This window comes from Ruegeria sp. CDSA033 (assembly GCF_059612305.1).
Window position 1 is genome coordinate 42,342 of record NZ_JBXWQI010000010.1, and the last position, 13,938, is coordinate 56,279.

Consider the following 13,938-nt stretch of genomic DNA (forward strand, 5'->3'; position numbering starts at 1 on the left):
AACTTCTTACGTGAACCTGAGACACCAACGAAGGAGTATCGCCATGAGCGTGAGCGCACATCTGACCGAACTGAAGAAAAAGCACGAAAACCTCGGTCTTGAAGTTGAACAAGCCCAACGCGCGCCAGGCATCGATGATCTCCATATCGCTCAACTCAAGAAACAAAAACTAAGGCTAAAAGAAGAGATCGAACGCCTATCAGCCTAGGACTTCATACTCGCCCGCGCGGCTATGGCCGCGCCGCCAGTAATCAATAGCGCCGCGATCGCCAGACCCCAGGACGGGGCGGCGATCCCGGCCACAACCAAAGCCAGCGTAGACAACAAGGGTGCCGCGTAGGACGCCGTCCCCAAGAGCTGTATGTCGCCCTGTTTAACCCCGATATCCCAAACATAGAACGCCAACCCCACCGGCCCCAGGCCCAGTGCGATCACTGACGCCCAGCTAAAGGCACTGTCAGGCAAGACGGTATCTTCGACAGCAAGGTGCAGCACACCGGATGCTATGGCGGTCGCAATACAGAAAACGGCGACAGAGCTGGTTGGCGTATCGCCCAGCCGACGCGACAGGACCGAGTATCCGGACCACGTCAACGCGCATAACAAGGCCAAGGCGTAGCCGGGCAGGTGGTCGGTCTGAAACCCAGTGCTGCCACCTCCGGCGATGATCACGGCAGCCCCTGCAAACCCAAGGCACGCGCCGAACAAATGCCCGATTCGCAGGTGTTCGCCCGGCAAAAGCCCGGAAAACAACACGATGAGCAATGGCCAGAGATATGCGATCAGACCCGCCTCGGCCGCCGGGGCCATGCGCAGGGCTGAGAAATACAGCGCGTGATAGCCGAACAACCCGATTGTGCCGAACAGATAGGTGGTCCACGGCACGTCCCGCAATTGCCGCAACCCACCGCTGCGCCAAGTCCAGATCAGGCCAAGTGTTCCACCAATCGAAAAGCAGATTGCATTCAGCAACAGTGGCGGCGTGGGGGATGACCCGACGGTGAACAAGGCCAGCAGCGACCACAGCAAGACGGCGGCAAACCCGATGGCTGTAGCGCGCGATTTGGTCATAGGCTTTGAACCTCTTCGACCGGGATGATGTTGAATTCGTCCGAGATATGCGCGGTCTTTTCGATCTCGGCCATGAACCAGTCGCGGAAAGCGGCGATTTGGGGTCTGTTTTCTGCACCCGGCAAGCACAGAAACCGAAACCGGCCTTGTGTTTCGATAGCGGTTTTGAACGGAGCAACAAGACGTCCCTCGGTAAGGTCCTTCAAGATCATAGCCCGGCGACCCAGTACCACGCCAACGCCCGCAACCGCAGCATCAATTGCGTGGTCTGCGTTCGAAAAATGCGCCCCATGCGTTGGGGCATAATCCACTCCGACCGCGCGGAACCAGGTCGGCCAATCGCTGGGCGGTTGTAGGAACGCAATCGAATCGTCAAAGATCAATGGTGCGTCCCGCAGGCTGTCGGGGGTGGGGAATTGCTCGGCCAGATCTGGTGTCATTACCGGGGTCAGCCATTCCTTGCGAACCGGCAGGGAATACAATCCTTCATCCCCACCGTAGCCAAATCGAATGGCGACATCCACGTCATCACGTTCAAGGTCCATGATCCGCAACGTTGCCGAGAATTTCAGGTCAATCTCGGGATGCGCCCGTGCAAATTCATACAGGCGCGGTGCCAGCCACTTGGCTGTCAGTGCCGGGCCTGCTGTCACGGTCAGCGAGGTATCGTTGCCTTGCCGGCGCGCAGCTTGCCACGCCGTCTGCAGTGCGGCGAATCCTTCAGCCGCGCCGGGGGCAAGGGCGCGTCCGGCCTCGGTCAACTCAACCGCGCGGTTCAAGCGGTGAAACAAGGGGCGGCCCAGATGTTCCTCCAGTGATTTGATCTGGAAAGACAGGGCTGCAGGGGTCACGCGCAACTCCTCTGCGGCTTTGGCAAAGGACATGTTGCGTGCTGCGGCGTCGAAGGCACGCAGGGCGGTCAACGGGGGAAGATAGTCGCTCATCAATACACAAGAATATCTTAACTGAAACCCAAAGAAAGCTCGTTTGTCACCTTTCTTGATAAGGCGCATATTGGGTTCAAGTCAATCAAAGCTGAACTGAAAGGAAGACTGCCATGATCGAAATGACGACTAACCCCGCAGCTGCCCGCGCCTTTCAGCGGGCCCATGCTGAACGTGGCAAGATGATCAAACACGCCCTTATGTGGCTCTTCGGTTCCCGCTGAGCGCAGCGCGCGCGTTCTTACGGGATTAAAAAAGGGCCGGTCCGCAATGGACCGGCCCGTTGACTTTTCTGCGCCTCAGATCAGACGAAGAATTGCGCACCGTTGGCCGAAATGGTCGAGCCATTGATGAACTGAGAATCGTCGGATGCCAGGAACGCCACGCAGCGCGCGATTTCCTCGGGCTCGCCCAGACGACCAGCCGGGATTTGCGCGATGATCGATTCGCGCACTTTCTCAGGTACCGCCATAACCATGTCGGTGCCGATATAGCCCGGGCAGATGGCGTTGGCGGTGATGCCTGCGCGCGCGCCTTCTTGCGCCAGCGACTTCACGATGCCCAGATCGCCCGCTTTGGTCGCGGCATAGTTCACCTGAGCGAACTGGCCCTTCTGACCATTGATTGAGCTGATGACGATGACGCGGCCGAACTTACGCTCGCGCATACCGTTCCAGACGGGGTGCACGGTGTTGAACACGCCAGTCAGATTGGTGTCGATGACCTGGTGCCACTGTTCGGGAGTCATCTTGTGGAATGGCGCGTCGCGAGTGATGCCCGCGTTTGCAACCACGATGTCGATCGCGCCAACCTCGGCTTCGACTTTTTCAATTCCGGCTTTGGATTCGTCGTAATCAGCGACGTTCCACTTGTAGGTAGCGATGCCGGTCTCTTCGGTGAACTTCGCGGCGGCTTCGTCGTTCCCCGCATAGGTGGCTGCAACATTGTACCCTTCGGCCTTGAGCGCCTTGGAAATTGCTGCGCCGATGCCGCGGGAGCCGCCGGTTACGAGTGCTGTACGTGCCATTTAGGAATCCTCCAATTAAAGTCGTCTTGGTAATGCTGTTACTTTGAGAGGTGATCGTGCGCAATATTGTTTCGTCATGATTCTCTAAATTCCGCGTGGCAATATCGTCGCATCTTTGGGTTAAGGCCCCAATGTAACAAAAAAGGGCGCCCAAGGGACGCCCTTTTCTATTCGCTTGTCAAAGCACTTAGTCGCGCTCCACACACAGGGCGACGCCCATGCCGCCACCGATGCACAAGGTCGCCAGACCTTTTTTTGCGTCGCGGCGTTTCATTTCGAAGAGCAGCGTGTTCAGAACGCGGCAGCCCGAAGCACCGATCGGGTGACCGATGGCAATTGCGCCGCCGTTCACGTTCACGATCGACGGATCCCAGCCCATGTCCTTGTTCACGGCGCAAGCCTGTGCGGCAAAGGCTTCGTTCGCCTCGACCAGATCCAGATCGTCAACGGACCAGCCCGCTTTTTCCAGCGCTTTGCGCGAAGCGTAGATCGGGCCTACGCCCATGATCGACGGATCCAGACCGGCGGTTGCATAGGATGCGATACGGCCCAGTGGCTCGATCCCGCGCTTTTCAGCATTCTCGGCGGACATCAGCAGGGTCGCCGCCGCGCCGTCATTCAAGCCGGATGCGTTTGCGGCCGTGACCGAACCGTCCTTTGCGAAGGCCGGACGCAGCTTTGCCATCGCTTCCATGGTGGCGCCATGGCGGATGTATTCGTCAGCATCCATCACGATGTCGCCCTTGCGGGTCTTGATGGTGAAGGGCGTGATCTCGTCGGCGAACTTGCCAGCCTTTTGCGCGGCTTCAGCCTTGTTCTGCGAGGCGACGGCGAATTCGTCCTGCATGTCACGGCTGATCTGCCATTTCTCGGCGACGTTTTCAGCGGTCTGGCCCATGTGATAGCCATTGAACGCATCCCACAGACCATCGCGGATCATCGTGTCGATGTATTTCATGTCGCCCATTTTTTGACCGGCACGCAGAGCGGCGGCGTGGGGCGAGAGAGTCATGTTTTCCTGACCACCGGCAGCAACGATATCGGCGTCGCCCAGTTGGATGTGCTGTGCGCCCAAAGCAACGGCGCGCAAACCCGAGCCGCAAACCTGGTTGAGGCCCCATGCCGCACTTTCTTGTGGTAGACCGGCATTGATATGCGCCTGACGGGCGGGGTTTTGACCCTGAGCTGCCGTCAGCACCTGTCCCAGAATGGTTTCGCTGACTTCGCCCTTTTCCACGCCTGCGCGTTCGACTACGGCCTCCAGTACGGCGGCCCCAAGATCATGCGCGGGTGTGTTTGCAAACGAGCCGCCAAAGCTGCCCACTCCGGTGCGCGCGGCGGATGCGATTACTACGTTGGTCATTTAGACAATCCTTTACCGTCAAGGTCCTGCGGGATATTCGACGGCGCGGATCGCACAGAGATAACTCTGTTGCAGTGAGAGCGCCTCATGTTCCCCGCTCCAACTCCACATGGCATAGCGCAACGCTGCAGTTGCAGCAACGGTCAGCTTGCCTCAGGTCGGGCGTGGACCGGATAAATCACTCTAACTGGCTGTATGTTTGCGCTTTTCCGCCTTCCACGGGGCGGAAACGGTTGGGGCGCTAAACAGGAAACCCTGCAGGCAGTCGACGCCGTTTGCGATAAGGAATTCGGCATCCTTCTGTGTTTCGACTGATTCGGCGGTCACCAGAATCTCGAATTCTCGCGCAACGGCGATCAAGGCCCGCACCAGCGCCTGATTGTCCGTATTTTCGCCGATTCCGTGGATGAACTGGCCGTCGATCTTGGCAGCATCAAAGAAAAACTCGCGAAAATTGCGAAAGCTGAAGTTGCTGGCCCCAAAGTCGTCAAGCGCAAAGGCGATGCCGCGCGGCTGCAGCCGGTCCATGAAATCGATCACCAGCTCAGGCACCGTCATAGCCGAGCTTTCTGAGATTTCCAAAATCAGCCTTTCGCCGATATTGGGGTCATTCTTCAAAAACCGCTCCAGCACACGCGACCATCGCGCGTAACCGATCGAACGGGCAGACATGTTGATGGACAGGCGAATGTCGGGGTTTTTGGTCAGCGTCCGCAATCCCATTTCAAGCGCGACACAATCCAATTCGCGCCCGATTGGAGTGTTTTCCAGTTGTGGCATGAACTCGCGCGCGGGGATGACCCGACCGGTTTCATCCAGCACTCTGATAAACCCTTCATAGAAAGCGACGTCATGCGGCCTGTTCGCTTGCATCACAGGTTGAAAGGCCAGTTTGCACTGTTTGTGCTTCACCGCCTCGGTCGCCATTTCAATCGTCGAGGCATCGCGGGATTTGACAGCCGCGTTCAAGGGGTTGTCCCCACCTTCGGACAAATCTGCCAGTACCTTCTTCCGCATGTGCAACCCGTTTCCCTTAACGCCGCCGGTCCGGTGACGATTTCAGAGGAAAGGTATGAATCTGCGGTTAAGACAAACGCAATTGATTGAAGTCAGGCTTGGGTCAACGTGTCGTTTCCCAGATGCGTCCCAGCGCTGCAAAACCACCGACCACCGCACCCATGAACCCCAAAAGCATCATGCCAAAGCCCAACGCGACGATTCCGGTCGCACCGCCAGCCAGAGCCGTCAACATTGCGAGCACCACTCCAGTAAGGCCCATAACGGTGGAAAGGGTTGTCAGTCTGGTCATGTTGCCTCCGGTTACTCGCACTGCACACATCGATTGGATATGGGACGCGAGGGCCGGATTTCAAGAATCAGGTCGGATAGGTCGGCGGTATCAGGCCTGTTTTGCCTGCGTATTGGGCTGTTTGGTGTCGAATTGTTCGAATCCGGGCGTTCCACGATCTTCCGGGTGGCGGTCCAGATGCTTGGCCTTGATCTGTTCGGAATTGTCCCGGCTGCCATCATGGCTGTAGCCGGGGGGTGCAAAGCAATAAGCCAGCCGCTGACGCATTGTCAGGCCCGGTTGTGTCGCGTCGCGCCAAATTCCAACCCATTCGTGAAAGGCCACGCGCAGCGGGTTGAAGGTGCCGATATTGTGCACCAGCCCATAGTCGACGCGGTCATCTTCCTGTTCGGGGACAAATGTTCCGAACATCTTGTCCCAGATGATGAAAACGCCAGCATAGTTGCAATCCAGATAACGCGCGTTGCGACCGTGATGGGCGCGGTGGTGGCTGGGCGTGTTCATCACCGCCTCGAACCAGCGGGGCATCTTGCCGATGGCTTCAGTATGAATCCAGAACTGGTAGATCAGGTTCAGACCACCGACGAACAAGACCATCGCCGGATGGAAACCCAATAGGATCAAAGGCGCGCGAACCACCATCATGAAGGTAAACGTATAGGTCCATGTCTGACGCAGGGCGGTGGTCAGGTTGTAGTGTTGCGAGCTGTGGTGGTTCACGTGGCTGGCCCAGACCCAGCGAATGCGGTGACCAAAGCGGTGCACCCAGTAATAGCGGAAATCATCCAGCACAAAGCACAGAAGGATAACGGGGATAGAGGTGCCCAGGTTCAGCGGCGTGATCTGCCACAGCCACATGAAGAATGCATAGGCGATGAACCCCAACAGAAAGCCGGATGCGATGTTGCCAGCCCCCATGATCAGCGATGTGACAGCGTCCCGCGTCTCATAGCGGCCACCGCGTCCTTTGACGGCGATCCACAGAAACTCGGCCAGAATGGCAGCTATGAAAAAGGGGACGGCCCACTGCACGGCGTCCGGGAAAGTCACGTGGTCGGTCATGCGGGCTCCATCAGGTGCTGCCAGTGGCGGCGTTCGCGTTCATCAAGGTGGATTATGGCTTTGGGCGTTCCAAAGTCGTGGAATTGAACCTCGAACCCTTGCGGGTGATCCAGCAGATCAAAGTCCAGCAGGTGCCGGGCAACGGTGTCTGCGCCAAAAGACCACAGCAGACCATTTCCTGTTTCGGTTCGGATCAGGGCCGCGTGCCCGTCATGTGCAACGGTGACATCGATGATCGTATCATCCGGCGCATGGCGCAGCCATTCTGACCACGCCAATTCGGGCGATAGCACGCGCAATCGGGATCTACCTGACAGGTGCAGCAACAGGGTTATCCCGGCGATGCCTCCGATCACCAGAACCAATAGAATTTCAAGCGGCATTCCGTCCTCCTGCGCGGCAGAGTGCAAAGCGGCAGGCAGGCTGTCAAAGGTGGCGTCGCGTCAGCTATGTTCCAAACTGTCCAGAACCTCATACTGGACAACTCGCTGGACAAACGGCACCAACCCGTCCGGCCCCGAGGCGCGATCCTTTAGGTGAATACAGATATCGGGCCTGCGCGCCGCGATGATGCCCACCATCTCGCCGCGTATCCTGTCATCAAGACCGGCACCCATGATCGCGCAGGCGATGCGCGGCTCTTCGTCCAGTTGCCGTTTGACTTCTTCCTGATCATGCGCGCCAAGCCATTGGATCGGAAGGTGATCCAATTGACGCGCAACATCACCGATCACGTTGGGCAATTTTCCAATCAACAGAACTACCGGTTTCATCGTCGTCTCCCCTTCCTTCAGGTTGCAAACGAAAACCGGCCCATCTGGGCCGGTTTCAGCATAGCACAAAACGTTCAGGAAGGCCTGATGCTTCAGCTGTTGCCCTCGACAAGGGTTGAAACGATGGCCTTGGCGCTGTCCGAATTCCACTCGGCATCGCCAATCAATCGAGCAATCTCGTTGCCGTCGGGGTCCAGAATGACAGTAATTGGCAGGGCGATCACGCCCATTTTGCGTGCAACTGCCGATTGGGGATCCTGATGACGTGGCAGGTTGTCGATGCCGTTTTCCTCGAAAAACTTCTTGATCCCGGCTGGCGAGTTGCGCCCGGTGGCCAGTGTTACGACCTCGAACTTGTCGCCGCCGAATTCTTCTTGCAGCTCTGCGATCTGGGGCATTTCCTTGCGGCACGGCGCACACCAGGTGGCCCAGAAGTTCAGCAGAACATACTTGCCCTTGTAATCCGCAAGCGTCGCGGTGCCGCCGTCATCCTCAAGCTGAAATTCAACTGCTTCGACTGGTTTTGGCTCTTTGTGCAGGATCAGCCGTTTCAGGGAGTCCTCCCGGAGCGGTGCCAGAGTTTCGGCATCCGTGGCCAAAGCCGCGTTTGCACCCAACGCAAGGGCCATATAAAGGGGGATCAGACGAAATAGGCGCATATCAACTCCGGGTTTTCTTACATGACCGATCAATCTTCGAACCAGATGTGGGGCGGCCGCTTTGCCGCCGGTCCAGACGCGATCATGGAGGCGATCAACGCCTCGATCGGGTTCGATCAGCGGATGGCAGCCCAGGACATTGCAGGCTCGCGTGCCCATGCCGCCATGCTGGCTGCCACAGGTGTTATAACTGATAGTGATGCGCAGGCTATTCGGGAAGGGCTGCTCACCGTTTTGTCAGAAATCCAGAACGGAGAATTTCAGTTCTCGACCGCGCTGGAAGACATCCACATGAATGTCGAGGCGCGCCTGAAAGAGGTGATTGGCGAACCCGCAGGTCGTTTGCATACAGGCCGGTCGCGCAATGATCAGGTGGCGACCGATTTTAAACTCTGGGTCCGCGATCAGTTTGATGCGGCTGAATCCGGCCTGCTGGCCCTGATCCGCGCGCTTTTGGCGCAGGCTGAGGCTGGCGCCGATTGGGTCATGCCCGGCTTTACCCATCTGCAGGTGGCGCAGCCCGTCACATGGGGCCATCACATGATGGCCTATGTCGAGATGTTTGGCCGCGATCTGTCCCGCGTCCGCGATGCACGCGCCCGGATGAACGAATCCCCCTTGGGTGCTGCCGCGCTGGCTGGAACGTCCTTCCCCATTGATCGTCAGATGACGGCTGAGGCGCTGGGCTTTGACCGCCCTGCCGCCAACTCGCTGGACGCCGTCAGCGACCGTGATTTCGCGCTGGAGTTTCTGTCGACCGCCTCAATCTGCGCTGTACACCTGTCGCGCTTTGCCGAAGAGCTGGTGATCTGGTCTTCAGCCCAGTTCCGGTTTGTTACGCTGTCTGATCGGTTCTCGACCGGTTCGTCAATCATGCCGCAGAAAAAGAACCCTGATGCGGCGGAACTGATCCGTGCCAAGGTGGGTCGGATTTACGGTGCCAATACTGCACTGATGATGGTGATGAAGGGCCTGCCTCTGGCGTATTCCAAGGACATGCAGGAAGACAAGGAACAGGTCTTTGACGCCGCCGACAACTGGATGCTGGCTCTGGCCGCGATGGAAGGCATGGTCAAGGACATGACGGCCAACCGCGAAAGCCTTGCTGCCGCCGCAGGGTCTGGTTTTTCGACCGCGACCGATCTGGCCGATTGGCTGGTCCGTGTTCCGGGCCTGCCGTTCCGCGACGCGCACCACGTTACCGGATCGCTGGTCGCCATGGCCGAAAGCAAGGGCTGTGACCTGCCTGATCTGACGCTGGAAGACATGCAATCGGTCCATGCGGACATCACCGACAATGTCTATTCTGTCCTTACCGTCGAAAATTCGGTAAACTCACGCCAGTCTTTTGGTGGCACTGCACCGGATCAGGTGCGTGCCCAGGTCAAGCGGTGGAAGGCGCTGGTGTGATGCAGATACTACGTGTGGTCCTACTAATCGCGGCCGGGGTTGCCCTGGCAGGCTGCGGAGCGGATGGCGAACCCATCCAACCCACGATGAGCGCAAATATCGGTGTCGGCAGCAGCGGTACCTATGGCGGTGTCGGGGTCGGCCTGCGACGCGGTGGGCTGGGCGTTTTCCTGGGGCTGTAATCGTCGATAGCAATCTCGCATAACCATGCCTATTTGAACGGCATAGTGGCCGAGCGCCAAAATCAAAAAAGAAGTCAAGACAATGAAAACCATCGGCCTGATCCTCTCGCTTGTCGTACTGGCAGCCTGCGACCCAACATATAAACCCCGCCCCGAGCCCGCAGAGACATCAACCGGGAACGGCATCAAAATCTCTGGCTATGGCCGGGTCGGTGTTTCCACATCGAACTGATCTTGCGCGGAATCCATTGATCCGCGTGGCCATTTTGGTCTAAGCGCGCAGTCATGGATCACTTTCTCTACAGCGACGGCGCGCTATACGCCGAGGATGTCCCGATTTCCGAAATCGCAGCTGCGGTCGGAACACCATTCTATGTTTACTCCACCGCGACGTTATTGCGGCATTTCCAGCTGTTTGACGATGCACTGGACGGCATGGATCATCTGGTGTGTTATGCGATGAAGGCGGCCAGCAATCAGGCGATCCTGAAGACGCTGGCACAGGCCGGTGCGGGAATGGACGTGGTCTCGGGCGGGGAATATCTGCGTGCCAAGGCGGCCGGCGTTCCGGGCGACAAGATCGTGTTCTCGGGCGTTGGTAAGACCGCGGATGAGATCCGCGCTGCGCTGAGCGGCGGTATCCGCCAGTTCAACGTCGAATCCGAACCCGAGATGGAAGTGATCAACGCCATCGCGTTGAAACTCGGAGTGGTCGCACCAATCACCGTTCGGGTGAACCCGGACGTGGACGCAAAAACCCACGCCAAAATCGCGACTGGCAAATCTGAGAACAAGTTTGGCATCCCGATCGCCCGCGCATCTGAGGTTTATGCCCACGCCGCCAGCCTTCCGGGGCTGGAGGTGATCGGTATCGACGTCCACATCGGCTCGCAACTGACCGAGTTGGAGCCGTTCGAGCTGGCCTACACCAAAGTCGCCGAACTTACCGAAAAGTTGCGGTCCGAGGGACACAATATCCGACGCCTTGATCTGGGCGGGGGATTGGGCATTCCATACACCCGCGCCAATGACGCACCACCGTTGCCGGTGGAGTATGGCGCGTTGATCAAGAAAACGCTGGGCCATCTGGGCTGCGAGATCGAGATCGAACCTGGTCGCCTGATTGCCGGAAACGCCGGTCTGATGGTCAGCAAGGTAATTTACGTGAAATCTGGCGAGGGTCGTGACTTCCTGATTCTGGATGGCGCGATGAACGACCTGATCCGTCCGGCTATGTACGAGGCACATCACGATATCGTTGCCGTGCAGGAACCCGCTCCGGGCGTTGAACAACAACCCTATGACATTGTTGGCCCTGTTTGCGAAAGCGGTGATACTTTTGCAAAGGAACGCAACATGCCGCCCCTTGCGCCTGGCGATCTGGTCGCCTTCCGCAGCGCCGGGGCCTACGGCGCAGTGATGTCCAGCGAATACAATACCCGCCCCCTGATCCCCGAGGTTCTGGTGCACGGGGATCAATTTGCAGTTATTCGTGAACGGCCAAGCTTTGACGAAATCATAAACCGCGATACCATACCTGAGTGGCTTTGACGCGATAGGCGCGTGGGCCCGATCAGGAGGCCCGCTTTGCGCGCAAAACACAATCTGCCGGTCCCAAGACTGTCCCTGTGGCTGACGCACGCAGGGATGCTGGCCGAGCAGTTTTTGCGCGCATTTTGGCCGTTTTTCTCGGTTTTGATGGCAATTCTGGCGGCTTTGATGCTGGGCTTGCAGGACGAGGTCCGCGTTGAAATCGTCTGGGGCGTGGGCGCTGTCGCACTGTTGGGGCTGGCCGCTACGCTGTTTGTTGGTGCAAGGCGATTCCATTTCCCTTCACGGGCCGAAGCGCTGATGCGGCTGGATGCGGCGATGCCGGGACGGCCTATCCAAGCTTTGATAGATGATCAGGCCATCGGCGCGATGGACGCGGATTCTGTCGCGTTGTGGCGTGCGCACCAGAATAGGATGGCGCGACGTGTTGCGCAGGCCGAACCTGTCAAACCCGATTTGCGGCTGGCGGATCGCGACCCTTATGCGCTGCGCTATTCGGCGTTGCTGGCGCTGGTGATCGCGGCGATGTTCGGGTCGTTCTGGCGCATCGGCTCGGTGGCCGAGATGACGCCGGGCGCCGCCGTGGCAGGGCAAGGTCCAAGCTGGGAAGGCTGGGTTGAGCCGCCCCGTTATACCGGGCTACCGACGCTGTATCTGGCTGATCAATCCGATCCGACGTTGTCCGTTCCGCAGGGCAGTCGTATCACTCTTCGCTTCTACGGGGAAATCGGCGCGCACAGTTTGACGGAAACCACCACGCCTTTGGGCACTGAGGCGGCCACCGAGCCGGAGCAGGATTTTGTCGTCGAACGCTCGGGCCAGTTCAAAATCGACGGCCCATCGGGCCGCGACTGGGCGCTGAACGTTATTGCGGATACCCGCCCACAGGTGGCCGTGGCCGGTTCCGCCGAGTCCGAGGCCGGCGGTCAGATGAAACTGCCATTTGCTGCCAGCGATGATTATGGCGTGGTATCCGGCTCGGCTGTGATCGAATTGGATCTGGCCTCAGTCGACCGGCAGTATGGTCTGACGGCTGCGCCTGAGCCGCGCGAGGTCATAACGGTTGAACTACCCATGCCGATCACCGGCGACCGGGCGGATTTCACCGAAGATCTAATCGAGGATTTTTCACAGCATCCATGGGCGCATTTGCCGGTAAAAATCACTTTGATGGCCCGAGACGCGGCGGATCAAGAGGGGCAATCCGAGCCGTATGCGACTGCGCTGCCCGCCCGTCGGTTCTTTGATCCGCTGGCGGCTGCCGTGATCGAACAGCGACGCGATCTACTGTGGACGCGCGAAAACGCGACCCGGGTTTCGCAGATGCTGCGGGCGGTATCGCACCTGCCCGAAGAGCTTTTCCGGTCCGACACCGCCTATCTGCGCTTGCGCGTGATCCTACGCCGGTTGGAGATGTTCAACGAGTACGGCCTGAAACAGGAACAGCAGGCAGAAATCGCCGAGGCGCTTTGGGAGCTAGGCGTTCTGATAGAAGACGGCACCCTTGCCGACGCGCTGGAACGCATGCGCCGGGCGCAGGAACGTCTGACCGAGGCGATGAAAAACGGTGCCACCGATGAAGAGATCGCCGAGTTGATGCAGGAATTGCGCGAGGCAACGCAGGACTACATGCGCCAATTGCAACGTCTGGCGCAGGAAAACGGCGAGTTCGACGAGAACCAGCAAGGTCAGGACGGCGAGTCCATGCAAATGACGCAGGACGACCTGCAACGCATGATGGACCGAATTCAGGAGTTGATGGAACAGGGCCGCATGGCCGAGGCGCAGCAAGCGCTGGAAGAGTTCCAGCAGATGATGGAGAATATGCGCGTTACCCAGGGCCAGGGTCAGGGACAACAGTCCGAAGGCCAGCAGGCGATGGAAGGATTGGCCGAAACTCTGCGCGAACAACAGGGTCTGAGCGATCAGGCCTTCCGTGATCTGCAGGAACAGTTCAACCCCGGCGCGCAAGCCGGCGAAAGCCAGGGCAACGAAGGCCGCTCGGGTGGGCAGGGCCGGGGCCAGAGCCACGAAGGACAAGGCGGTCAGGGTCAGGGGACTGACGAACAGGGCAGCGGCAGCCAGCAAGGCCAGGGGTCACTTGCAGATCGCCAACAGGCCTTACGCGATGAGCTGAACCGCCAGCAGCAAGGATTGCCCGGAACCGGAACGCCCGAAGGTGACGCCGCGCGCGATGCGCTGGACCGTGCCGGGCGCGCGATGGAGGGTGCCGAAGAAGCCCTGCGCGGCGATGATCTGGCCGAAGCAATCGACCAACAGTCCGAAGCGATGGAGGCCCTGCGCGAGGGCATGCGATCTCTGGGCGAAGCGCTGGCGCAAAACCAGCAGAACCAGCCGGGCCAAGGTTCGCAGGAAGGCGACATGCAAGCCGACAACCGTGATCCGCTGGGCCGTAGCCCGGGGGCCAATGGCACAATCTCGACCGATGAAAATCTGCTGCAGGGTGAAGATGTCTATCGCCGCGCTCGCGAATTGCTGGACGAAATCCGCCGCCGGACTGGGGAATCGGATCGCCCCCAGATCGAACTGGAATACCTCAAGCGCCTGTTAGAGAGATTCTGATCTC

The 13,938-nt window shown here is 58.8% G+C and carries 16 protein-coding genes; 6 read left to right on the forward strand and 10 right to left on the reverse strand.

Translation table 11 applies throughout. The features are described from left to right. Positions 1-43 precede the first annotated feature (43 nt). Positions 44-208, forward strand: coding sequence for a YdcH family protein (locus AC2FLA_RS13915; RefSeq protein ID WP_282152494.1), 165 nt, complete (start codon positions 44-46; stop codon positions 206-208). On the opposite strand, the gene yddG is transcribed toward AC2FLA_RS13915, so the two are convergent. From yddG to AC2FLA_RS13965, 10 genes are all read right to left on the reverse strand, one after another. Beyond that, the gene (yddG, locus tag AC2FLA_RS13920) at positions 205-1,071 is read right to left on the reverse strand and encodes an aromatic amino acid exporter YddG (protein ID WP_496722913.1); all 867 of its coding nucleotides are present in this window, start codon (positions 1,069-1,071) and stop codon (positions 205-207) included. The genes AC2FLA_RS13915 and yddG overlap by 4 nt on opposite strands. Continuing rightward, positions 1,068-2,015, reverse strand: coding sequence for a transcriptional regulator GcvA (locus AC2FLA_RS13925; protein ID WP_496722915.1), 948 nt, complete (start codon positions 2,013-2,015; stop codon positions 1,068-1,070). Before AC2FLA_RS13925 ends, yddG begins: the two co-directional genes overlap by 4 nt. A gap of 304 nt (positions 2,016-2,319) precedes the next feature. Next, positions 2,320-3,042, reverse strand: a complete 723-nt coding sequence (gene phbB, locus AC2FLA_RS13930) for an acetoacetyl-CoA reductase (protein ID WP_058278814.1) — start codon at positions 3,040-3,042, stop codon at positions 2,320-2,322. A 187-nt stretch (positions 3,043-3,229) separates the two neighbouring features. Continuing rightward, on the reverse strand, positions 3,230-4,405 hold the full coding sequence (locus AC2FLA_RS13935; protein WP_496722917.1) for an acetyl-CoA C-acetyltransferase: 1,176 nt from the start codon (positions 4,403-4,405) through the stop codon (positions 3,230-3,232). Positions 4,406-4,588: 183 nt separating this feature from the next. Continuing rightward, the gene (locus AC2FLA_RS13940; RefSeq protein WP_496722919.1) at positions 4,589-5,422 is read right to left on the reverse strand and encodes an EAL domain-containing protein; all 834 of its coding nucleotides are present in this window, start codon (positions 5,420-5,422) and stop codon (positions 4,589-4,591) included. Positions 5,423-5,525: 103 nt separating this feature from the next. Beyond that, complete coding sequence (locus AC2FLA_RS13945) at positions 5,526-5,714, reverse strand: hypothetical protein (RefSeq protein ID WP_282120095.1); 189 nt, start codon at positions 5,712-5,714, stop codon at positions 5,526-5,528. Between the two features lie 90 nt (positions 5,715-5,804). Beyond that, on the reverse strand, positions 5,805-6,776 hold the full coding sequence (locus AC2FLA_RS13950) for a sterol desaturase family protein (RefSeq protein ID WP_282152489.1): 972 nt from the start codon (positions 6,774-6,776) through the stop codon (positions 5,805-5,807). After that, entirely contained in the window at positions 6,773-7,159 is a 387-nt protein-coding gene (locus AC2FLA_RS13955) for a hypothetical protein (protein ID WP_496722921.1), read from the reverse strand. The genes AC2FLA_RS13950 and AC2FLA_RS13955 overlap by 4 nt, the downstream gene beginning before the upstream one ends. Before the next feature lie 60 nt (positions 7,160-7,219). Continuing rightward, entirely contained in the window at positions 7,220-7,549 is a 330-nt protein-coding gene (locus AC2FLA_RS13960) for a hypothetical protein (RefSeq protein WP_058278908.1), read from the reverse strand. A gap of 92 nt (positions 7,550-7,641) precedes the next feature. Beyond that, on the reverse strand, positions 7,642-8,208 hold the full coding sequence (locus AC2FLA_RS13965; RefSeq protein WP_058273552.1) for a TlpA disulfide reductase family protein: 567 nt from the start codon (positions 8,206-8,208) through the stop codon (positions 7,642-7,644). 21 nt (positions 8,209-8,229) lie between these two features. Here AC2FLA_RS13965 and argH point away from each other — a divergent pair, with 21 nt between their 5' ends. The 5 genes from argH to AC2FLA_RS13990 all read left to right on the forward strand — a co-directional run bounded on the left by argH (position 8,230) and on the right by AC2FLA_RS13990 (position 13,934). After that, a complete protein-coding gene (argH, locus tag AC2FLA_RS13970; RefSeq protein ID WP_496722923.1) occupies positions 8,230-9,618 on the forward strand; it encodes an argininosuccinate lyase in 1,389 nt (462 codons plus the stop codon). Further along, on the forward strand, positions 9,618-9,800 hold the full coding sequence (locus tag AC2FLA_RS13975) for an argininosuccinate lyase (RefSeq protein WP_496722925.1): 183 nt from the start codon (positions 9,618-9,620) through the stop codon (positions 9,798-9,800). The genes argH and AC2FLA_RS13975 overlap by 1 nt, the downstream gene beginning before the upstream one ends. Positions 9,801-9,882: 82 nt before the next feature. Continuing rightward, positions 9,883-10,032 (forward strand): hypothetical protein, encoded by a 150-nt coding sequence (locus AC2FLA_RS13980; RefSeq protein ID WP_496722927.1) that lies wholly within the window; start codon positions 9,883-9,885, stop codon positions 10,030-10,032. Between the two features lie 53 nt (positions 10,033-10,085). Then, a complete protein-coding gene (gene lysA, locus AC2FLA_RS13985; protein WP_496722929.1) occupies positions 10,086-11,351 on the forward strand; it encodes a diaminopimelate decarboxylase in 1,266 nt (421 codons plus the stop codon). 36 nt (positions 11,352-11,387) lie between these two features. After that, on the forward strand, positions 11,388-13,934 hold the full coding sequence (locus tag AC2FLA_RS13990) for a TIGR02302 family protein (RefSeq protein WP_496722931.1): 2,547 nt from the start codon (positions 11,388-11,390) through the stop codon (positions 13,932-13,934). Positions 13,935-13,938 lie beyond the last annotated feature (4 nt).

What these genes read in the sequence shown, in the direction of transcription:
- AC2FLA_RS13915 (WP_282152494.1), top strand. Translation starts at nt 44, where the DNA reads ATGAGCGTGAGCGCACATCTGACCGAACTGAAGAAAAAGCACGAAAAC.
- yddG (WP_496722913.1), bottom strand. Translation starts at nt 1,071, where the DNA reads ATGACCAAATCGCGCGCTACAGCCATCGGGTTTGCCGCCGTCTTGCTG.
- AC2FLA_RS13925 (WP_496722915.1), bottom strand. Translation starts at nt 2,015, where the DNA reads ATGAGCGACTATCTTCCCCCGTTGACCGCCCTGCGTGCCTTCGACGCC.
- phbB (WP_058278814.1), bottom strand. Translation starts at nt 3,042, where the DNA reads ATGGCACGTACAGCACTCGTAACCGGCGGCTCCCGCGGCATCGGCGCA.
- AC2FLA_RS13935 (WP_496722917.1), bottom strand. Translation starts at nt 4,405, where the DNA reads ATGACCAACGTAGTAATCGCATCCGCCGCGCGCACCGGAGTGGGCAGC.
- AC2FLA_RS13940 (WP_496722919.1), bottom strand. Translation starts at nt 5,422, where the DNA reads ATGCGGAAGAAGGTACTGGCAGATTTGTCCGAAGGTGGGGACAACCCC.
- AC2FLA_RS13945 (WP_282120095.1), bottom strand. Translation starts at nt 5,714, where the DNA reads ATGACCAGACTGACAACCCTTTCCACCGTTATGGGCCTTACTGGAGTG.
- AC2FLA_RS13950 (WP_282152489.1), bottom strand. Translation starts at nt 6,776, where the DNA reads ATGACCGACCACGTGACTTTCCCGGACGCCGTGCAGTGGGCCGTCCCC.
- AC2FLA_RS13955 (WP_496722921.1), bottom strand. Translation starts at nt 7,159, where the DNA reads ATGCCGCTTGAAATTCTATTGGTTCTGGTGATCGGAGGCATCGCCGGG.
- AC2FLA_RS13960 (WP_058278908.1), bottom strand. Translation starts at nt 7,549, where the DNA reads ATGAAACCGGTAGTTCTGTTGATTGGAAAATTGCCCAACGTGATCGGT.
- AC2FLA_RS13965 (WP_058273552.1), bottom strand. Translation starts at nt 8,208, where the DNA reads ATGCGCCTATTTCGTCTGATCCCCCTTTATATGGCCCTTGCGTTGGGT.
- argH (WP_496722923.1), top strand. Translation starts at nt 8,230, where the DNA reads ATGACCGATCAATCTTCGAACCAGATGTGGGGCGGCCGCTTTGCCGCC.
- AC2FLA_RS13975 (WP_496722925.1), top strand. Translation starts at nt 9,618, where the DNA reads ATGCAGATACTACGTGTGGTCCTACTAATCGCGGCCGGGGTTGCCCTG.
- AC2FLA_RS13980 (WP_496722927.1), top strand. Translation starts at nt 9,883, where the DNA reads ATGAAAACCATCGGCCTGATCCTCTCGCTTGTCGTACTGGCAGCCTGC.
- lysA (WP_496722929.1), top strand. Translation starts at nt 10,086, where the DNA reads ATGGATCACTTTCTCTACAGCGACGGCGCGCTATACGCCGAGGATGTC.